This is a genomic window from Gammaproteobacteria bacterium (assembly GCA_015709635.1).
GTDB lineage: Bacteria > Pseudomonadota > Gammaproteobacteria > Burkholderiales > Nitrosomonadaceae > Nitrosomonas.
The window spans coordinates 635,788-655,422 of sequence record CP054180.1; the positions used below are offsets into that span (position 1 = coordinate 635,788).

Below are 19,635 nucleotides of genomic sequence, written 5' to 3' on the forward strand. Positions count from 1 at the left end.
TGCTATGCAAACCATGATCGATCAGTACCAAGCAGCTATTCGCGCTGCGGTTGAAAATAAAACCCCGCTGCAAATTCGTGGCGGCGGCACCAAGCATTTTTATGGCAATCCGGTTGCGGAACAGCACGGCACATTGCTCGATATGACCGGCTACCACGGTATCGTCGATTACGAGCCGACCGAGCTGGTGATCACAGCGCGTACCGGCACGCGGCTGGCGGATTTGGAAGCGGCGTTGGATCAGCATGGCCAGATGCTGGCGTTCGAGCCGCCGCATTTCGATGCGGCTGCTACCTTGGGCGGCTGCGTTGCCGCCGGATTGTCCGGTCCGCGCCGCGCCGCTGCCGGCAGTGTGCGCGATTTCGTGCTGGGTGTGCGCATGCTCGATGGGAAAGGCGAGGATTTGCGTTTTGGCGGGCAGGTCATGAAGAATGTCGCCGGTTACGATGTTGCCCGGTTGATGGCGGGAGCACTGGGAACGCTCGGCGTGTTGCTTGAAGTATCGCTGAAAGTTTTACCCAAACCGGCTGTTGAGGCAACGCTGTGCTTGCTCATGGATGAAACGGCTGCGATCGAGAAAATGAATCAGTGGGCTGGCAAGCCGCTGCCGATTTCCGCAACTTGTTACACCGGTGACCAGCTGTTTGTCAGACTTTCCGGTGCCGAACCGGCGGTGCGTGCTGCGCGGCTGAAGCTGGGTGGCGAGGAAGTACAACACGATGCTGTTTTTTGGCGATCGGTGCGCGAACATACGCATGATTTTTTTCAACCGGATAAGCAGCTCTGGCGCTTATCGGTTAAATCGACTGTGCCATCTTTTAATCTGTCTGGCGAGCAGTTGCTGGAATGGAATGGCGCTTTGCGCTGGCTGTGTTCCGATAGCGGTACTGATGCTGAGATCATCCGGCAGATGGCTCAAGAGGCCGGCGGTCATGCCACTTTGTTTCACGCCGACGCGGCGCGTGCTGCAGTGTTTCATCCTTTGCCGCCCGCGCTGATGAAAATTCATCGCGCCTTGAAAGAAAAATTTGATCCGGCGGGAATTTTCAATCCCGGCCGGCTTTATCCCGGAATTTAAATGCAAACGAAGCTTGCCGATTTTATAAAAAATTCACCGCAAGGCGAGGAAGCCGACGCTATTTTGCGCAGTTGCGTGCATTGCGGTTTTTGCCTGGCGACTTGTCCGACGTATCAAATTCTGGGTGACGAACTGGATAGCCCGCGCGGACGTATTTATCTGATGAAGCAAATGCTGGAAGGACAGCCGGTGACGCAAAAAACGCAAGCGCATCTGGATCGTTGCCTGACTTGCCGCGCGTGCGAGACGACTTGTCCTTCGGGGGTGCGTTATGGCGCTTTGGTGGATATCAGCCGCGGGATTGTTGAAAAACAGGTCAAGCGCGATATCCGTGCCGAGGTGATGCGTTTTACCTTGCGTAAGGTTTTGCCCAATGCGGTGTTGTTTAATGCATTGTTTAAGGTTGGCCAAACGGTGCGACCGTTGTTGCCGGAAAGTTTGAAAAGAAAAATTCCGGGTAAACCCAGTGCAACGAAAGCATGGCCCGGTGTGCGCCATGCACGCAAAATGCTGGTACTGGATGGTTGTGTGCAACCGGCAATGGCGCCGAACATCAACGCCGCTAGCGCGTGCGTACTGGATCATCTGGGGATTTCGCTGGTAACCGCGGAAAATGCCGGGTGTTGTGGCGCGGTCGCTTTCCATCTGAATGCACAACAGGAAGGGTTGGATTATATGCGCCGCAATATCGATGCCTGGTGGCCATGGGTTGAGCGGGGAGAGGCCGAGGCGATTGTAGTCACAGCCAGCGGTTGCGGCGTAACTGTGAAAGAGTACGGACATTTTTTGCAGCACGATGCGGCGTATGCCGAGAAAGCAGCTAGGATTTCGATGCTTGCCAAGGATATCAGCGAAGTGCTGTATGCTGAACTGGAAAATGTTGAGCGGCTGCTCGCGCAGCAGAGCGTTAAAGCTGAAGAAAGACGGTTGTCGTTCCATTCGCCTTGTACGCTGCAACACGGCATGCGCATTCGTGGCATCGTCGAAAAAATCCTGATGGCTGCCGGTTTTGATTTAACTGTCGTGCCCAATGCGCACCTTTGTTGCGGTTCAGCCGGTACTTACTCCATTTTGCAGCCGGAGCTTTCGCAGCAACTGCTGAAAAATAAAGTTACCGCGCTGGAATCGGGCAAACCCGATCGGATAGCCACTGCGAATATCGGTTGTTTGATGCATTTGCAGACTGGTACTTCACTTTCAGTGAAGCATTGGATTGAGCTGCTGGACGAGCGGTTATCCGGCGGTTGAAGTGGTAAAAGTTTTCATTTCGATTAATATTCTAAATTTTTTGTTATACAATCCCGGGCTGAATTGTTCCGGCGGAATTGCTGAACATGCATAAATGAGTAATAAGCTTACAGATAATCAATTGGAGAAGATATGAAGATTGTTTTAAAAAGCGGTTGGGTAACAAAATTCGGCGGTGCAGTATTGGCATCTTTTTTGGCAATGCCATCGTATGCGCAATTGATGCTCGCTCATGAAGGTCATCATGATGCTGGCGGTTGTACGATCAAAACCGGTGAATTCCCGGTAACGTTCAGTGCCTATGAAGTGCCGGAAGGTGGCATACCGCCGATGCATTCGTTTTGCGAAAATCTGCCGAACACCGGCAAAGTGAATTTGACCATCGAGTTGCCGGATGAAGCGCGCGAGATTCCTTTGGCAGTCCGTCTGGTTAAGGATGGACATGAAGGGCATGGCGCCAAACCGGCTGCATCTGCTGAGCAAAAGCCAGCGGCGGCGGGTGATCACGCGGGCCACGAAGGCATGAATCATGATGAGCACGCGGGCCACGAGGCTGCTGAGCATGGTATCGTTTATATGCCAGCGCAAAAGCATAATTCAGGAATTATCGTCGTGGCAGCCAATATTCAGGAAAAAGGCCAGTATGCAGTGCAACTGGAAAAAAAAGACGATGCTGGTAATGTTAAAACAGTCGTCAAAATACCATTAGGTGTGGGTAAAGGCGGCGGACATGGCAGTCATGGCGGCGGTCTTGGCATGATGGAAATCGTTTTATTAGTCGTTGTTGCGGGTGGCGGTGCTGCGTTCTATTTTATGCGCCGCAAGAAAGCATCGGAAGCTTCATCGTAAACTATCTTTTAGTGTTGAAAACCGGATTACAACAAATTGCGCTGCAAGCTTATGATTGATCAAGTGGTGCAATTTGATTCCTTGGATTAATGGCTAGTAACGGTTATTCCTACGTTACGATATCAGGTTAAAACCCTTGACAGTGAAGAGGTGACTCAGTAGTCTACGGGAGGCATGCTGTCTGGTTTTTTGAAGGTAGAGTAAGAGAGCGGACAGCGAAAGAGTCGTTATGGATACTGGCTGGTATTGGGGGTATTCAAGGATGGTCGAGAACAAGAAGAAGAGAAATAGGTAAGTAAGGTATAAGGGAAGCAATATGGAAAACCAAAGGAGAGAGAGATGAAAGGCAAGCTATGGCCGAAGGTATTGGCGGTGATGCTGGGAGGGTTGCTGATAGGAGCGGCGCACGCTGACATACCGACTGTACCGAACGAATTATACGAAGCACTGAAACTGGATCGTGCGAAAGTAACGCCGAAGGAACTGCACGAAGCGTTAGTGAAGCGCTACAAGGATCCTGCGCAAGGAGCGGGACGGGGCACGCTGGCGCAATACTGGGAACCGATACCGTACGGGATTTACCTGGACCCGGCGACATTTTACAAATCACCGACCACTAACAAAGAAGTGGCAAGCCGCAAAGAATGCGTGGAATGCCACACCGACGAATCACCGGTATGGGTACAAGCGTGGAAGCGTAGCAGCCATGCGAACCTGGACAAGATTCGCAATTTGAAAGCGGGCGAACCTACTTTTTATAAGAAAGCCAAACTGGAAGACATCGAAAAGAACCTGCGCTCGATGGGCAGACTGGCTGAAGGGGAAAACCTGAAAGAAGTTGGCTGTATCGACTGCCACGTCGACATTGGCGCGAAGAAAAAAGCCGACCACACCAAAGACATCAGAATGCCGACGGCGGACGTCTGCGGCACCTGTCACTTGGCAGAATTTGCGGAACGCGAATCGGAACGCGACACGATGATCTGGCCGCACGACCAATGGCCGGACGGACGCCCATCGCACGCACTGGACTACAAAGCCAACGTGGAAACCACCGTATGGGCGGCGATGCCGCAACGCGAAGTAGCCGAAGGCTGCTCGATGTGCCACACCAACCAAAACAAATGTGACTCATGCCACACCCGTCACGAATTCTCAGCAGCGGAATCCCGCAGACCGGAAGCCTGCGCAACCTGTCACAGCGGCGTAGACCACAACAACTGGGAAGCGTACTCCATGTCCAAACACGGCAAAATTGTCGGCATGCTGGGCAACCAATGGAACTGGGAAGCACCGCTGAAAGACGCGTATGCAGTGGGCAAACAAAGCGCACCGACCTGCGCCGGCTGCCACATGGAATACGAAGGCGAATACAGCCACAACATGGTCAGAAAAATCCGTTGGGCGAACTACCCGTTTGTTCCTGGAATTGCGGAAAACATCAAGAGCGAATGGTCGGAAAAACGTCTGGACTCATGGGTGGTTACTTGTACCCAATGCCACTCGGAACGTTTTGCCCGCTCCTACCTCGACCTGATGGACAAAGGCACTTTGGAAGGACTGGCTAAATACCAAGAAGCCAACGCCATCGTACACCAACTGTACAAAGAAGGCCTGTTGACAGGACAAAAAACCAACCGTCCTGCACCACCTGCACCGGAAAAAGAAGGCTACGCCTACTTTGCTCAACTGTTCTGGTCGAAAGGCAACAGCCCTGCAGCGATCGAACTGAAAGTGCTGGAAATGCATGAAAACGACCTGGCCAAAATGCACGTAGGCCTGGCGCACGTTAACCCGGGCGGCTGGACCTACACCGAAGGTTGGGGTCCGATCAACCGCGCCTACGTTGAAATTCAAGACGAAAACACCCGCATCCGTGAAATGGTTGCACTGCAAGAACGTGTTAAAAATCTTGAAAGCAAGAAAACCAGCCTACTCGACTTGGACGGCACAGCAGAGAAAATCTCGCTGGGCGGTTTAGGCGGTGGCATGCTGCTAGCCGGAACACTGGCACTGGCAGGCTGGCGCAAACGTAAGCAAAGCGAAGCTTGATAAGCGCTAACGCAGAAGACCGCACAGCCAAGGCAGTGCGGTCATCGGGAGACAAACTACTCCCGTCATTAGGAATCCTCCTGGTGACGGGAGGTTTGCTTTTACTGGGCTGGTTTGCGTATTTATGGTTCAAGCCGGTACCTGTCCCCTATCACTATCAACTGGTTGCGGAAGGCAATAGCGAGAAGTTCAGCAAAATGGACCTATCGGGCTGGCCGGAACTGAAACTGAGTCAATACAAAGTACAAGCGGACGGAGTAGCCAAACCGATTGCCGAATTCATGGTAGCGCGGCAGGACGATGAAGCACCGGTACTGATCTACTGGAAGAACAGCACCAACGAAATACTGTACAACTTCGACCGCAAACCATCGGAACTCAGCGCACTGGCCGCGGTGATCAAAAGGCACGCACCGAAAGACGCCCTGATACTGTCATGGTGGGACACCTCGCGGCAAATCAAACTGCTCACCGGCAACGACACACTCTTCACCAGCCACCTGAACGAACCGCTGATGATACCGGTACCCTGGCTGGAACAAAGCGAAGCGATCCAAGCGTATGAAAACCAATTCTGGGGAAGCAAAGCCAGTCAAAAAGAACGCGCACAATTCAAGCGTTTCAGCGAAGCCCTGACCGCCCCTGCGGAAGAAGGCGTCAAACAACTGCGGGAACTGGTAGGCTCAGACCGGGAAACCTACCTCATCGTCCACGTCACCGACCTGTACAAAGCAGGGCTCATGCACCCGGACAAAATCGGCGTAGCGTTCCAGAACTTCCCGATGACCGGCAACATGCACGGCATGATCAACCAAATGAAAGTGCAACTGAAGGAAAACGACTTCAACACCTACACGCTGCAATCGGTTGCGGACGAAGAAATCAGAGTATTCTTTTTGAGCGACGAAAAAAGCAGCCAAACCCTGCTGGCCAGAATGCTACCGTTTGTCGACAAAAAAGCCCCGACGGAACTGGACGTAGCGCAACTGATTTACCAACAAGGCGGCTACTGGGTCTACAAACTACCGTAGGCGGAAACGCGAGCAAAATAGCCATTTACACAATGCGGCGATAGCGTACAATACGAAGCCATCAAAAACTTGAATTAAAAAAGCATAAAGGAGGAGAAGGATGAAACACCCAATAACCTATATACTGGCTGTTCTGGCGACGGCCGCATTTTTTTCAGGTGCAGCGATAGCGGACACCTTTGAAGGACGCGCGAAATGCAGCTCCTGCCACAAATCGCAAGCCAAATCCTGGAAAGGCACCGCACACGCCAAAGCGATGGAATCGTTAAAACCGGGTGCGCGCAAAGAAGCCAAAGTTAAAGCCAAACTGGATCCGGAAAAAGACTACACCCAGGACAAAGACTGCGTAGGCTGTCACGTTGACGGCTTCGGCAAGAAAGGCGGCTACACCATAGACGCAGCGAAAAAACCGCTGGCGGCAGTCGGCTGCGAATCCTGCCATGGCCCAGGAAAGAACTACCGCGGGGATCACCGCAAAGCAGGACAAGCATTTGAAAGCAAAGGCACCACCACACAACGCAAAGTGGTTGCCGACAAAGGGCAAGACTTCCAATTTGAAGAAGCCTGCGCAGCATGCCACCTGAACTACGAAGGCTCACCCTGGAAAGGCGCGAAAGCCCCTTATACCCCATTCACCCCGGCAGTCGATGCAAAATACACTTTTGACTTTGACAAAATGGTCAAAGACGTCAAAGCAATGCACGAACACTACAAACTGGACGGCACCTTCGTAGGCGAACCGAAATTCAAGTACCATGACGAATTCCAAGCCAGCGCCAAGGAAAAGACAGGGGACAAAAAAGATAAAGGAAAAGAGTAATGACAGGCATACAAAAAGGAGCGATAGGCACACTGCTGACAGGCGGGTTGCTGGGCATCGTACTGGTAGCGGTCGTATTTGGCGGAGAAGCGGCGTTATCGACCGAAGAATTCTGCACCAGCTGCCACTCGATGACCTATACGCAAAAGGAACTGAAGCAATCGACGCACTACGGCGCACTGGGGGTGAATCCTGGCTGTAAGGACTGTCACATACCGCAAGGGTTCAAGAACTTCCACCTGGCCGTATATACCCACGCAGTGGACGGAGCGAGAGAACTGTACCTGGAACTGATGAATGACTACTCGACGCTGGAGAAGTTTAACGAGCGTCGTTTGATCATGGCGCACGATGCGCGGATGAACCTGAAGAAATGGGACAGCATCACGTGCCGGGACTGCCATAAGAACCCGAATCCGCCGGGAGCGGATGCGCAGGAAGCGCACAAGAAGCTGAAGACGGAAGGTGCGACATGCATAGACTGCCATCAGAACCTGGTGCATGAAGAAGCACCGAAGACCGACCTGAATGCGAGCTTGAAGGCGGGTAAGCTGGTATTGGTGAAGGAAGAGGATGAAGGTGGTGGAGGGGAAGACGAGGAAGAGGACGAGGATGAAGGCGAAGGTGCGAGCAGCGGTGCTGGCAGCTCAGCTACGAGCTCGGAAGCCTCAGATGATGAGGACGATGACGATGAGGAGTAATTTTCACTTTCTTTACAATTCACTCAACAAATATATAAATTAAACAAAATATTGTCAGGTATTTGTTAATTAAAATTTTGTTAAACAAGTGCTGGAATAATATCAGAAAGTTTAAGGAGCCCGCCTATGGCGGGCTTTTTATTACAGTAAGGTTTCGTTAAAAATGCTGGATCATTTTCCAAGTCCCAATATTGACTATCCGCATAGAAATAGAGATTATTTTATTGCGGGCTTTACTTTTTTTTGTGTTGCGATCAGCTTGGTAATCGATGGCAGTGCAGCGAAGGAAATGCAGAATTTATTAGGCGTAATCGCTTGGATTTTTCTGTTTGGATTGCTGGTCGGTGAGAATAAAGAAGTAAGGATGCAGGTGGTTGTCGCCGTGGCATTCGCAACAGCCGGGGAGCATTTTGCGTCGATTTATATGGAAGGTTATACCTACCGCTTCGGAAATGTGCCGCATTATGTGCCGCCGGGTCACGGTATGGTGTATTTGACAGCAGTTGCATTATCGCGCTCGAGATTTTTCTTAATCAATGCCAGGAAGCTAGCTACTTTTGTAATTATTACGGGTGGTTTGTGGTCGCTGTGGGGGATCAGTGGTATACCTGAACAAGGGGATCAAGTTGGTGCATTTTTATTTTGCATTTTTGTTATTTGTTTATTCAAAGGGCGATCACCGATGGTTTATTTGGGGGCCTTTTTCATTTGCACCTGGCTGGAAATTATAGGTACGGCGGCAGGTACATGGAAATGGGCATCAATAGAGCCGGTTTTCAATTGGACGCAAGGAAATCCGCCGAGCGGTGTTGCAGCTTGGTATTGTCTAGTCGATGCGGTAGCGATAGGTTTTTCTCCCAAAATTCTGAGTGGTTTGCAAAAAATGAGCAGCTGGTATAAAACATCGCTAATTAAATGACCACAGCTTGTGAAGAATTTTCAGAGATTTAAATAGAAACTGTTAGAATAAAGTAGAATCAATTAATTATCTGATTACGTGGAAGGAATTTCTGTGACTGTCGTACGTTTGCCAGATGGATCTGAGCGCACTTTTGATCATCCTATCACTGTACTGGATGTTGCTTCATCAATTGGACCAGGTTTGGCTCGAGCGGCCATTGCCGGAAAAGTTAATGGAAAATTGGTCGACTTAAATAGCCGGATTCAAGATGATAGTGAACTCGCGATTATTACTGAAAAAGATGCTGATGGATTGGAGATTATCCGTCACTCGTGTGCGCATTTGCTCGCACATGCAGTAAAAGAATTGTTTCCGGATGCGCAAGTGACGATTGGACCAGTGATTGCCGATGGGTTTTATTATGATTTTTCTTATAAACGGCCATTCACACCGGAAGATTTGCAAGCTATCGAGAAGCGCATGCTGGAAATCAGCAAGCGGGATTTAAAGGTTGAGCGAAAAGTATTGGAGCGTTCGGAAGCGATAAATTTTTTCAAAGAGCAAGGCGAGCACTATAAAGCGCAAATCATCGAATCTATTCCAGGTGATGAAGACTTGTCGCTGTATTCACAGGGAAATTTTACCGATTTGTGCCGAGGACCGCATGTGCCGGCAACTTCAAAAATAAAAGTTTTCAAACTGATGAAGGTTGCTGGAGCTTATTGGCGCGGTGATTCCAATAACGAAATGTTGCAGCGCATTTACGGCACTGCATGGACTAATAAGGACGATCAGAAAGATTACCTACATCGCTTAGAAGAGGCGGAGAAAAGGGATCACCGTAAAATTGGCAAGCAGCTTGATCTGTTTCATACGCAAGACGAGGCACCAGGAATGGTGTTTTGGCATCCTAAAGGATGGGTGCTGTGGCAGCAGATTGAACAGTACATGAGAAGTATATTAAGTCAAAATGGCTATCTGGAAATTCGCACACCGCAAATTTTGGATAAAGATTTGTGGGTGCGCTCGGGTCATTGGGAAAACTTTCGCGAGAATATGTTTACCACTAGCTCGGATGAACGTGATTTTGCTATCAAACCGATGAATTGTCCGGGTCATGTACAGGTTTTTAATCAAGGTTTGCGAAGCTATCGGGAGCTGCCGATACGTTTAGCCGAGTTTGGTTCGTGTCACCGCAATGAAGCATCCGGAGCGCTGCATGGCATCATGCGGGTGCGCTCGTTTACACAAGACGATGCGCATATCTTTTGCACCGAGGATCAAATTCAAGATGAAGTGGTGAAATTTATTGATCTGCTGAAAGTCGTTTATGCCGATTTTGGCTTTAAGGAGTTGATGGTTAAACTTTCAACCCGGCCGCAAAAACGCGTGGGATCTGAGGAGCAATGGGATAAATCGGAAGCAGCGCTAAAAGCTGCATTAGGTGAGGTCAAGCTGGAATGGGAATTGCAACCGGGGGAGGGTGCGTTTTATGGTCCTAAAATTGAGTTCTCGCTGAAAGATTGTATTGGACGAGTGTGGCAATGCGGGACATTGCAATTGGATTTTTCTATGCCAGATCGCTTGGGTGCGGAATATGCAGCTGAAGATAATTCGCGGAAAATACCGGTTATGCTGCATCGTGCGATCCTCGGATCCATGGAAAGATTTATCGGTATTTTGTTGGAAAATTATGCCGGCGCATTACCGTTGTGGTTATCCCCAGAGCAAGTTGTCGTGCTCAATATTTCGCGTACGCAGACCGATTATGCACAAGAAGTAGCCGCGCAATTGAAACAACAGGGAATTAGAGTTGCCTTGGACTTGAGAAATGAGAAGATAACCTATAAAATCCGCGAGCATAGCTTGCAGAAGCTTCCCTATCAAATCATCGTTGGGGATGAAGAGGTGCGAACGAAGACGGTGGCTGTACGTAATCGCGCGGGTGATAATCTGGGTCAAATGACGTTAGAAGCATTAGTTGCGCGTCTTGATGATGACCTTTCTGCAAAAGTATAAATTTCTTTTTAACGATTCTTGGAGAATTTGCCATAGTTCAGGAAAAATCAGTGCGCATCAATCAAGAGATCGATGTGGCAGAAGTACGGTTGATTGGTGTGAATGGAGAACAAGTCGGTGTTGTTTCACTTGCTGAAGCAAACGCCTTAGCAGAAGAAGCGGGGGTTGATCTGGTTGAGATCGCGCCAACAGCGCAGCCGCCGGTATGTCGCTTGATGGATTATGGTAAGTTTCGCTATCAGGAAAGTAAAAAGAAACACGACGCGAAATTAAAGCAAAAGCAAGTTCAAATCAAGGAAATTAAATTCAGACCGAATACGGATGAAGGTGATTACAATATCAAACTAAGAAGTTTGATTAGTTTCCTGAATGAAGGGGATAAGGTTAAAGTGACATTACGATTCCGCGGACGTGAAATGGCGCATCAGGAATTCGGTATGCGATTGCTGGAACGAGTAAAAGGTGATCTGGAAGCTTTCGCAGTAGTGGAACAATTTCCTAAAATGGAAGGACGGCAAATGGTGATGGTGTTGTCGCCCAAAAGAAAAGATGCCAAAGCTGATAAATCAAAAGCTGCAGTGGAAGGCTCATCAGCAGTTTCGTGAAAAATTGAGTTAAATAATAAGTGATTGCCAGGTTGGGAAAGTTTTTCAATCATGAAAACACCTGGCTTCATGTTAAAGAGGAGTAATCATGCCTAAGATGAAGACTAAAAGTGGCGCAGCAAAACGCTTTAAGGTTAGAGCGAGCGGGAGTGTCAAACGCTCACAAGCTTTCAAACGCCATATCTTGACTAAAAAAACAACCAAAAATAAGCGCCAGCTGCGAGGCACTGCTGCAGTGCATGCCACCAATGTAGTTTCGATTCGCGCTATGATGCCGTACGCCTAAAGGGGGATAGTCATGCCAAGAGTAAAACGTGGTGTAACCGCTCATGCGCGGCACAAGAAAATATTGAATTTAGCTAAAGGCTATCGCGGACGGCGCAAAAATGTTTACCGTATAGCCAAGCAAGCGGTTATGAAGGCCGGTCAGTATGCCTACCGGGATCGCCGTCAGCGCAAGAGACAGTTCCGTGCCTTATGGATTGCGCGTATCAATGCAGCTGCTCGTGAATATGGCTTGTCTTACAGTGTATTTATGAATGGGCTGAAGAAAGCTAGCATTGCAGTAGACAGAAAAGTGCTGGCTGATTTGGCTGTATTCGATAAAAGCGCTTTTGAAAAAATTGCAGCACAAGCTAAAGCGAGCCTGGCAACTTAATCAAACGTAAGTAAATCGATATTGGGAGGTCGGGTGGAACCTGAGCCTCCCTTTTTGTTGTAAGTGAAATATGGCGTAGGGTGAGCTGCCGATTAAATCTTAATGCCTTTGTTGACATGAAAAACCTGGAAGAAATTATCACCGAAGCAACTACTCTGATGGATAGCATTGAGGATCCTGTTGAACTGGAGAATGTCAAAGCACGCTATCTGGGTAAGAGCGGTGTGCTGACTGAATTACTCAAGGGACTGGGTAAGCTGCCCGCCGAAGAGCGTCCCGCGATGGGAAGTCAAATCAATGAAGCCAAGAATCGGCTGGAAGCGACACTTAAATCCCGGCGCAATGCAATTCAGGAAAAAGAGCTGGAAGCGAAATTAACTGAAGAAGCATTGGATATTACGCTGCCGGGTAGAGGGGCCGGTATTGGCGGTTTACATCCGGTGACGCAAACGCTGCTGAGGATCGAAGCACTATTTCATTCAATCGGGTTTGATGTGGTTTCAGGTCCGGAAATAGAGACGGACTTTTATAATTTTACTGCGCTGAATATCCCGGAAAATCATCCTGCCCGGGCAATGCATGATACGTTCTATATTGATAATGGCGACTTGCTGCGTACGCATACATCGCCAGTGCAGATCCACTATATGCAAAACAATAAACCGCCGATAAAGGTGATCGCACCCGGACGTGTTTACCGCTGCGACTCCGACGTGACGCACACGCCGATGTTTCATCAAGTGGAAGGATTATGGATTGATGAAAATGCCAGTTTCTCCGCACTAAAAGGTGTTTTGGCAAATTTCATGGCGCAATTTTTTGAACGCGATGATTTACCGGTGCGGTTCCGTCCGTCTTTTTTTCCATTTACCGAACCTTCTGCGGAGATGGATATCGGTTGCGTTATGTGCGATGGAAAGGGGTGCCGTGTCTGTAGTCACACCGGCTGGCTGGAGGTACTGGGATGCGGGATGGTGCATCCCAATGTGTTGAAACATGTTGCAATCGATAGCGAACGCTATATTGGGTTTGCTTTCGGAATGGGAGTGGAGCGGCTGACAATGCTCAGGTACGGTGTCAATGATCTACGGTTATTTTTTGAGAACGATCTGCGCTTTCTCAAACAATTCAATTGAATCAATTAACTTACTGTCATTCATAACAGAATCTTATGAAATTCTCAGAAAACTGGCTGCGTAGTTTTGTCAATCCGCCGCTTTCCAGCGATGAACTCGCGCACGCGTTGACCATGGCAGGAATCGAAGTGGAAAGCATCGAGCCGGTTGCGGCTGTGTTTGATAAAGTGATTGTGGCTGAAGTGCTGACCGTCGAGAAACACCCGGAGGCGGACCGGCTGAAAGTTTGTAGTGTAAATACGGGAAAAGCTGGAGAGACATTGCAGATTGTTTGCGGTGCGCCGAATGTCAGTGCGGGTGTGAAGGTTCCATGTGCATTGATTGGCGCAACGTTGCCGGGCTTTACCATAAAAAAAACCAAGTTGCGCGGCATGGATTCTTCCGGGATGTTATGTTCGGCGAAGGAATTGGGTATCAGCGATGCTGCCGATGGCTTGTTATTGCTTCCCGACGATGCGCCGGTAGGCATGGATTTTCGTAGTTACTACGGTCTGGACGATCATGTTTTTACCTTAAAACTAACACCGAATCGGGCCGATTGTCTTGGTATCGCAGGTGTGGCGCGCGAAGTCGCGGCGATAACTTCTACGGAATTATCTTCGCAGGAAAAGAAATCGATTCCTGTTGAAACGGATGATACACGCGCTGTGCATGTTGTTGCCGGCGAAGCTTGCCCATTATATTGCGGCCGGGTTATACGCGGTATTAATCTCAATGTGTTAACGCCACTATGGATGACGCAGCGGTTAGAGCGTAGCGGGATACGATCGATCAATCCGGTTGTCGATATTACCAATTATGTATTGCTGGAAACCGGACAACCCATGCATGCGTTTGATCTCACTAAAATCGCCGGTACTGTGCGGGTTCGGTACGCCGCTCCGGGGGAAAAAATTGGATTGCTGAATGGTAATCAAGTCGATCTCGATTCCAAAATGCTGCTGATCGCGGATGACCAAAAGCCCTTGGCGCTGGCTGGTATTATGGGCGGGCTGGATAGCGGGGTGACGCAAGGTACGACGGATATTTTTTTAGAGAGCGCATTTTTTACTCCGGATGTCATCAGCGGTAAATCTTTTCAACTGGGATTCAGTTCCGATTCCGCTTACCGCTTCGAGCGCGGCGTAGATTTCGCGGCAACCAAAGATACATTGGAATACGCCACTTATCTGCTACAAGCCATCTGTGGCGGCAAGGCAGGCCCGGTTACCGAGATCAAGCATAAACTGCCGCAACGGCCTGCTGTGAACGTGCGCGTTGAGCGGATAAAACGGATACTAGGTATTGATGTCAGCAAGCCGCAGATCAGTGACTATTTCAAGCGCCTGCAGTTCGAATTTTTAGTAGGTGCGGATGTCTTTAGTGTGACGCCTCCAAGCTACCGATTTGATCTGGCGATTGAAGAGGATTTCATTGAGGAGCTGGCGCGGATTTACGGTTATGACCGGATTCCGGTGCATTACCCGAACGGTGGGATGGCGATGCTGCCTGCATCGGAAACGAAATATACCACGATGGATATTAAGCGATCCCTAATCGCGCGCGATTACCAGGAGGTGGTTAACTATGCTTTTGTTGACTCCGGCTGGGAGCTTGAGTTGGCCCACAACAACAGACCAATCGCATTACAGAATCCGATTGCGAGTCATATGAACGTTATGCGCAGTACCTTGATAGGCGGTTTGGTTTCCAATCTGCAATTTAATTTGAACCGCAAGCAAACCAGAGTGCGTCTGTTTGAGATTGGTTGCTGTTTTATTAGGGATGACGAAAGTGATTGCAAGCAAATAGAAAAACTTGCGGGACTGAGCTATGGCGATGCGGCGCCGGAGCAGTGGGGCGTGCCGGCGAGAAGTGTTGATTTTTATGATGTCAAAGCCGATGTGGAAGCTTTATGCAAAGGTAAAGTTATCCATTTCAAGAAATTCTCCCATCCGGCATTGCATCCAGGAAAGTCGGCACAAATCGTCATCGACGATAGGCCGATTGGATGGTTGGGTGAATTGCATCCGCATTGGCAGAAGAAATATGGATTGCAAAGGAGCGCCGTGTTGTTTGAAATGGAGGTGGGGAATTTGATGTTTAAAACCGTTCCCATTTTTAAAGAAATTTCTAAATTTCCACCGGTACGGCGCGATATTGCCATTATCGTCGATCAGAATACCACTGTGCATTCTTTGCTGACCGCTATGAATGCAGAGAAATCAGCGATCGTGTCGGACATTTCGTTATTTGATATTTATCGTGGCAAGGGAATGGAAAGCGCCAAAAAAAGTCTTGCATTCCGGGTGTTGTTACAAGATACTGAGAAAACATTGACAGACGAAGAAGCTGATTTTGCAGTAACAAACCTGATCACAGTATTGAAAAATAAATTCGGTGCAACACTACGCAATTGATGGATGCAGAATATCAGCATCGATTGATTTTCCAAATTTAATGAGTTTCTTATTTTGTACGGATTAACGGTTGAGAGAAGCTGTTAATTTCTTTTTATTAAAAGAAAAAGTGCTATAACTTAATGATTCTAATATTGATAAATTGATAGCTATAAAATTAATAACGATATGGAGTGAAGTATGGCGTTAACAAAAGCTGAATTAGCAGATTTGTTGTTTGAAAACGTAGGACTTAATAAGCGTGAAGCGAAGGATATGGTCGAATCTTTTTATGAAGAGGTGCGTACTGCTTTGCAACAAGGGGAAGGTGTAAAACTCTCGGGATTTGGTAATTTTCAATTGCGCGCTAAACCCCAGCGTCCGGGAAGAAATCCGAAAACGGGCGAGGAAATCCCGATCACGGCTCGTCGTGTCGTAACCTTTCACGCCAGCCAGAAGTTAAAAGCTTTGGTGGAGAAAAATTATCATGGAAAACAAAAAAGTAAGTAGTGCAGAGTTGCCGATTCCCGCGAAACGCTACTTCACCATTGGAGAAGTGGGCGTGCTTTGCGGTGTCAAGCCCCATGTACTGCGTTACTGGGAGCAAGAATTTACACAACTGAAGCCTGTCAAGCGGCGTGGCAATCGCCGCTATTATCAACACCAAGAGGTATTGTTGATACGGCGCATCAAAGAACTGCTTTATGACCAGGGTTTCACCATCAACGGTGCGCGCAATCGCTTGGAGCATAGCGAAGAAAGCGAACTGATCCCAACGGAAGATGTGGTTGTCAATGCACAACCCGCGATAGCGGATTTAAGCTATGTCCGGCGTGAAATTAAGAGTATCGTGTCGCAACTGCGTGCTTAAGCTGTTTTCTCAGTGAGAGTTTCTAAAGTTTCGAATGTATTGTTTGCTATAATGCCCCATTCGGGGCGTAGCGCAGCCTGGTAGCGTACTTGCATGGGGTGCAAGTGGTCGGAGGTTCAAATCCTCTCGCCCCGACCACTAAATTGTATACTTCTATTAAAAATATGACCGGCGCTGAGTTTATCTTGCATCAATGTTCGTTTGATTATCGAGTGATTTTCATAACTTCATAAAAATGCGCATACTACTCAGTAATGATGACGGTTATTTTGCTCCCGGTCTTGCCTGCCTTGCCGAGTCACTTTCGCAAATTGCGGAAATTATCGTCGTTGCGCCCGAGAGAGATCGAAGCGGTTCCAGCAACTCATTAACGCTGGATCGTCCCTTAAGTTTGCGTAAGTCCCATAATGGCTTTTATTATGTCAATGGCACACCGACAGACTGTGTTCATTTGGCAGTGACCGGCATGCTCGACATTATGCCGGATATGATTGTTTCCGGTATCAATCAAGGCGCCAACATGGGTGACGACACGATTTATTCGGGAACGGTTGCTGCTGCCACGGAGGGTTTTTTGCTTGGGATTCCTTCATTGGCCGTATCTCTGGTTAACGAATCCAAGGGAAATTATTTAACCGCTGCCCGTGTTGCAGCCGATATGGTGGAACGCCTCAGAGAAAATGAAATCCGGAATCCGGTTTTGTTAAATATCAATGTGCCGGATATCGAGTACGAGCAGCTGAAAGGAATCGAAGTTACCCGTCTGGGGCGGCGGCACAAAGCGGAACCCGTGGTCAAATTGCAGAATCCCCGTGGCGAGATGCAGTATTGGGTAGGCGCTGCCGGCCCGGCGCAAGATGCAGGAGCCGGCACGGATTTTTATGCAGTGCAGCATCACCGCGTTTCGGTCACGCCGTTACAAATCGACCTCACGCACTATGATCAAATGGATCAAATAACAAGATGGCTAAATAATTAGGTACTTGTTATGCTACTGGGGTGATATAACAATAATTAAGGGTACTGGCAGGTGAACGTACGTCATTCTGGAATTGGTATGACTTCGCAGCGTACGCGCATGCGTATGATTGAGCGGTTGCGTGCACAGGGGATCGCTGATGAAGTGGTTTTATCGGTGATGGGAGCCATTCCACGTCATATTTTCGTTGAAGAAGCGCTGGCAAGCCGGGCTTATGAAGACGTCGCTTTACCCATAAATTATGGGCAGACCATATCCAGTCCCTGGATTGTCGCGCGCATGAGTGAGCTGTTACGCGCCAATTCCAATCTGGGCAAGGTGCTGGAAATAGGTACCGGCTGCGGTTACCAGACCGCGATGCTGGCGCAAATTGCACAAAAAGTTTATTCCATCGAACGGATTGGGCCTTTGTTGACACGCACCCGGATCCGGCTGCAAGAATTGCGGATCAGAAATATTTATTTAAAACATGCGGATGGTTTGCTCGGTCTTGCGGAAGCGGGGCCGTTTGATGGTATTATCATGACAGCCGTCACCACGCATGTTCCCACTTCACTATTGGAGCAATTGGTCGTCGGCGGCAGGATGGTTTTCCCCAAAGGAACTCAGAAACAGCATTTGTGCATTATTGAGCGAAATTCACAAGGTTATGCCGAAACGGTATTGGAAGAAGTAAATTTTGTACCTTTACTGGCAGGAGTCATAAAAAAGTAGCGGCATGAGGTATAAAATGATAACTGATGCAACGATCAAATTGATCAACACGATTGATGTCCGCAAGTATATGGTTACGATATTTTATTTACCAAAACAGTTAAAATCTCCGGTTAACGATTTCTGTTTATTGCTTGTCGTCAGCTTTTTATTGAATGGATGCAGTACAACACAACCTCCTGTGCCGGTAGTTGACCGGGCGAAAGCCGATGCGGTGCAGCCCAAACCAGTTGAATCAAGCGCTACTGATAATCAGGTTTATGTGGTGCAAAAAGGGGATACGTTATTCGGAATTGCACTGGCTCACGGTATAGATTTCAAGAAACTGATGGAATGGAATGATATCGCGGATCCTAAATCACTCAAGCCGGGCCAGAAAATCAATGTGTCGATGCCGGCAAAAAGTGCGCAGCCAACGTTATTTGCCTTACCTAAACAACCGGAGACCATAGCACTTGAGCCGGGTCAGAGTCCTGCAGAAGCAGTTGTTCCACCGCCTCCGCAAGAAAGTAATTATCCTGTTGCGCAAAGCGGAAAGGTAAAAACCAGTCCGAAAGCGCTTAAGCTTCCTTTTTCAGAGCAGAACGTAGCACGGCTGCAATACCCAGAGAATAAATCCACCCCTGCGATACCGCCTGCGGCCGTAGCAGTGGAAAAGAATAGCAAAATAGAAACAGCGCCTCAGCCCGTGCCATCCGAATCCGATAAACCAGGAAGTCATTCGGTTGCCGATTGGATTTGGCCGACCACAGGGAAGTTATTGTCATCTTTCTCAAAGAATTCCAAAGGTGTCAAGATATCCGGTCAAGCAGGTCAGCCGATTCTTGCTTCCGCTGCGGGTGAGGTGGTTTATAGTGGACATGGTTTGCGCGGCTATGGAAACCTGATCATTATCAAGCATGACAATACCTTTCTCAGCGCCTATGCGCATAACAGTAAGTTACTGGTAAAAGAGGGCGAAGCGGTGGTGAAAGGGCAGAAAATTGCAGAAATGGGGAATACCGATACGGACACGATACAACTGCATTTTGAAATCCGTAAATACGGCAAGCCGGTCGATCCGTTGCAGTACTTGCCTAGTCAGTCATAACGAACAACAAAAAAATCCGATCGATAAGGAAGTAAAAAAACGGGATAACGTCAGCGTTATCCCGTTTTTTATTCTGATTGTTTTTATTCGGCAGCGGAATGCTTCAGATGTTTCAAAGCTTCGGCGGTATGTTTTGTCGCTTCTTCCGCATGATTTTGTTTTGCATGTGCGATCGCTTCTTCCAGATGCTTGATTGATTCCGTCGCATGTTGATGGGCTTCGGCAAATTCCTTTTCGGCGGCTTTGGCATGCGTGAGGCTTTCTTGCGCATGATCCAGCAATGCCTTGCTGTGACCCGCCTTACCGTGGATCTGTGCATCTTCCGCATGTTTTATCGCCTCAACCGCATGCTGGTGGGCATCTGCCGCAACGGCTTGCGCACTGAAATAAAACAGAGTGCTGATGACAGTAATAGCGAGTGTTTGCTTGAGCTTCATGATATTCCCTCCGTACTGGTTAAGAAAAAGTTACCTGCGATCGACAATTATCAATTGTTTAGTGTATG

At 48.6% G+C, this 19,635-nt stretch carries 20 protein-coding genes and 1 tRNA gene; 20 read left to right on the forward strand and 1 reads right to left on the reverse strand.

Features of this window, described 5'->3' with window-relative positions:
• Positions 1-4 precede the first annotated feature (4 nt).
• The 20 genes from glcE (at position 5) to HRU78_02960 (ending at position 19,130) form a co-directional block, all read left to right on the forward strand.
• Positions 5-1,078 (forward strand): glycolate oxidase subunit GlcE, encoded by a 1,074-nt coding sequence (glcE, locus tag HRU78_02865; protein QOJ24888.1) that lies wholly within the window; start codon positions 5-7, stop codon positions 1,076-1,078.
• The gene (glcF, locus tag HRU78_02870; protein QOJ22720.1) at positions 1,079-2,326 is read left to right on the forward strand and encodes a glycolate oxidase subunit GlcF; all 1,248 of its coding nucleotides are present in this window, start codon (positions 1,079-1,081) and stop codon (positions 2,324-2,326) included.
• 132 nt (positions 2,327-2,458) lie between these two features.
• Positions 2,459-3,175 (forward strand): hypothetical protein, encoded by a 717-nt coding sequence (locus HRU78_02875; protein ID QOJ22721.1) that lies wholly within the window; start codon positions 2,459-2,461, stop codon positions 3,173-3,175.
• 339 nt (positions 3,176-3,514) lie between these two features.
• The gene (locus HRU78_02880) at positions 3,515-5,227 is read left to right on the forward strand and encodes a hydroxylamine reductase (GenBank protein QOJ22722.1); all 1,713 of its coding nucleotides are present in this window, start codon (positions 3,515-3,517) and stop codon (positions 5,225-5,227) included.
• Positions 5,224-6,258: a hydroxylamine oxidation protein HaoB gene (haoB, locus tag HRU78_02885; protein QOJ22723.1), complete on the forward strand. Its 1,035-nt coding sequence runs from the start codon at positions 5,224-5,226 to the stop codon at positions 6,256-6,258. Before HRU78_02880 ends, haoB begins: the two co-directional genes overlap by 4 nt.
• A gap of 100 nt (positions 6,259-6,358) precedes the next feature.
• The gene (locus HRU78_02890) at positions 6,359-7,078 is read left to right on the forward strand and encodes a cytochrome C554 (GenBank protein QOJ22724.1); all 720 of its coding nucleotides are present in this window, start codon (positions 6,359-6,361) and stop codon (positions 7,076-7,078) included.
• Complete coding sequence (locus HRU78_02895; protein QOJ22725.1) at positions 7,078-7,779, forward strand: NapC/NirT family cytochrome c; 702 nt, start codon at positions 7,078-7,080, stop codon at positions 7,777-7,779. Before HRU78_02890 ends, HRU78_02895 begins: the two co-directional genes overlap by 1 nt.
• Positions 7,780-7,942: 163 nt before the next feature.
• Positions 7,943-8,698 (forward strand): hypothetical protein, encoded by a 756-nt coding sequence (locus HRU78_02900; GenBank protein ID QOJ22726.1) that lies wholly within the window; start codon positions 7,943-7,945, stop codon positions 8,696-8,698.
• Between the two features lie 93 nt (positions 8,699-8,791).
• On the forward strand, positions 8,792-10,699 hold the full coding sequence (gene thrS, locus HRU78_02905; protein QOJ22727.1) for a threonine--tRNA ligase: 1,908 nt from the start codon (positions 8,792-8,794) through the stop codon (positions 10,697-10,699).
• A gap of 50 nt (positions 10,700-10,749) precedes the next feature.
• Positions 10,750-11,304, forward strand: coding sequence for a translation initiation factor IF-3 (infC, locus tag HRU78_02910; protein QOJ22728.1), 555 nt, complete (start codon positions 10,750-10,752; stop codon positions 11,302-11,304).
• A gap of 88 nt (positions 11,305-11,392) precedes the next feature.
• A complete protein-coding gene (gene rpmI, locus HRU78_02915; protein ID QOJ22729.1) occupies positions 11,393-11,590 on the forward strand; it encodes a 50S ribosomal protein L35 in 198 nt (65 codons plus the stop codon).
• A gap of 12 nt (positions 11,591-11,602) precedes the next feature.
• Complete coding sequence (gene rplT, locus HRU78_02920; protein QOJ22730.1) at positions 11,603-11,962, forward strand: 50S ribosomal protein L20; 360 nt, start codon at positions 11,603-11,605, stop codon at positions 11,960-11,962.
• 116 nt (positions 11,963-12,078) lie between these two features.
• Positions 12,079-13,098, forward strand: a complete 1,020-nt coding sequence (gene pheS / locus HRU78_02925; protein QOJ22731.1) for a phenylalanine--tRNA ligase subunit alpha — start codon at positions 12,079-12,081, stop codon at positions 13,096-13,098.
• A gap of 35 nt (positions 13,099-13,133) precedes the next feature.
• Positions 13,134-15,497 (forward strand): phenylalanine--tRNA ligase subunit beta, encoded by a 2,364-nt coding sequence (locus HRU78_02930; GenBank protein ID QOJ22732.1) that lies wholly within the window; start codon positions 13,134-13,136, stop codon positions 15,495-15,497.
• A 180-nt stretch (positions 15,498-15,677) separates the two neighbouring features.
• Complete coding sequence (locus HRU78_02935) at positions 15,678-15,986, forward strand: integration host factor subunit alpha (protein ID QOJ22733.1); 309 nt, start codon at positions 15,678-15,680, stop codon at positions 15,984-15,986.
• Entirely contained in the window at positions 15,964-16,347 is a 384-nt protein-coding gene (locus tag HRU78_02940) for a MerR family transcriptional regulator (protein QOJ22734.1), read from the forward strand. The genes HRU78_02935 and HRU78_02940 overlap by 23 nt, the downstream gene beginning before the upstream one ends.
• Before the next feature lie 61 nt (positions 16,348-16,408).
• Positions 16,409-16,485, forward strand: a tRNA-Pro gene (locus tag HRU78_02945).
• Positions 16,486-16,582: 97 nt separating this feature from the next.
• The gene (gene surE / locus HRU78_02950) at positions 16,583-17,326 is read left to right on the forward strand and encodes a 5'/3'-nucleotidase SurE (GenBank protein ID QOJ22735.1); all 744 of its coding nucleotides are present in this window, start codon (positions 16,583-16,585) and stop codon (positions 17,324-17,326) included.
• 51 nt (positions 17,327-17,377) lie between these two features.
• Positions 17,378-18,040 (forward strand): protein-L-isoaspartate(D-aspartate) O-methyltransferase, encoded by a 663-nt coding sequence (locus HRU78_02955; protein QOJ22736.1) that lies wholly within the window; start codon positions 17,378-17,380, stop codon positions 18,038-18,040.
• 16 nt (positions 18,041-18,056) lie between these two features.
• Positions 18,057-19,130 carry a peptidoglycan DD-metalloendopeptidase family protein gene (locus HRU78_02960; GenBank protein ID QOJ22737.1) on the forward strand — a complete coding sequence of 358 codons (1,074 nt, stop codon included), beginning with the start codon at positions 18,057-18,059 and terminating at the stop codon, positions 19,128-19,130.
• Positions 19,131-19,213: 83 nt separating this feature from the next.
• Here the strand turns inward: HRU78_02960 and HRU78_02965 are convergent, their stop codons facing one another.
• On the reverse strand, positions 19,214-19,567 hold the full coding sequence (locus HRU78_02965; protein ID QOJ22738.1) for a metal-binding protein SmbP: 354 nt from the start codon (positions 19,565-19,567) through the stop codon (positions 19,214-19,216).
• Positions 19,568-19,635: the final 68 nt, after the last annotated feature.

Excerpts from the sequence above, each read along its gene's own strand:
- HRU78_02875 (QOJ22721.1), top strand. The coding sequence starts at position 2,459 with ATGAAGATTGTTTTAAAAAGCGGTTGGGTAACAAAATTCGGCGGTGCA.
- HRU78_02900 (QOJ22726.1), top strand. The coding sequence starts at position 7,943 with ATGCTGGATCATTTTCCAAGTCCCAATATTGACTATCCGCATAGAAAT.
- glcF (QOJ22720.1), top strand. The coding sequence starts at position 1,079 with ATGCAAACGAAGCTTGCCGATTTTATAAAAAATTCACCGCAAGGCGAG.
- rplT (QOJ22730.1), top strand. The coding sequence starts at position 11,603 with ATGCCAAGAGTAAAACGTGGTGTAACCGCTCATGCGCGGCACAAGAAA.
- rpmI (QOJ22729.1), top strand. The coding sequence starts at position 11,393 with ATGCCTAAGATGAAGACTAAAAGTGGCGCAGCAAAACGCTTTAAGGTT.
- surE (QOJ22735.1), top strand. The coding sequence starts at position 16,583 with ATGCGCATACTACTCAGTAATGATGACGGTTATTTTGCTCCCGGTCTT.
- HRU78_02895 (QOJ22725.1), top strand. The coding sequence starts at position 7,078 with ATGACAGGCATACAAAAAGGAGCGATAGGCACACTGCTGACAGGCGGG.
- HRU78_02930 (QOJ22732.1), top strand. The coding sequence starts at position 13,134 with ATGAAATTCTCAGAAAACTGGCTGCGTAGTTTTGTCAATCCGCCGCTT.
- pheS (QOJ22731.1), top strand. The coding sequence starts at position 12,079 with ATGAAAAACCTGGAAGAAATTATCACCGAAGCAACTACTCTGATGGAT.
- HRU78_02965 (QOJ22738.1), bottom strand. The coding sequence starts at position 19,567 with ATGAAGCTCAAGCAAACACTCGCTATTACTGTCATCAGCACTCTGTTT.
- HRU78_02940 (QOJ22734.1), top strand. The coding sequence starts at position 15,964 with ATGGAAAACAAAAAAGTAAGTAGTGCAGAGTTGCCGATTCCCGCGAAA.
- HRU78_02935 (QOJ22733.1), top strand. The coding sequence starts at position 15,678 with ATGGCGTTAACAAAAGCTGAATTAGCAGATTTGTTGTTTGAAAACGTA.
- HRU78_02890 (QOJ22724.1), top strand. The coding sequence starts at position 6,359 with ATGAAACACCCAATAACCTATATACTGGCTGTTCTGGCGACGGCCGCA.
- HRU78_02880 (QOJ22722.1), top strand. The coding sequence starts at position 3,515 with ATGAAAGGCAAGCTATGGCCGAAGGTATTGGCGGTGATGCTGGGAGGG.
- glcE (QOJ24888.1), top strand. The coding sequence starts at position 5 with ATGCAAACCATGATCGATCAGTACCAAGCAGCTATTCGCGCTGCGGTT.
- HRU78_02960 (QOJ22737.1), top strand. The coding sequence starts at position 18,057 with ATGATAACTGATGCAACGATCAAATTGATCAACACGATTGATGTCCGC.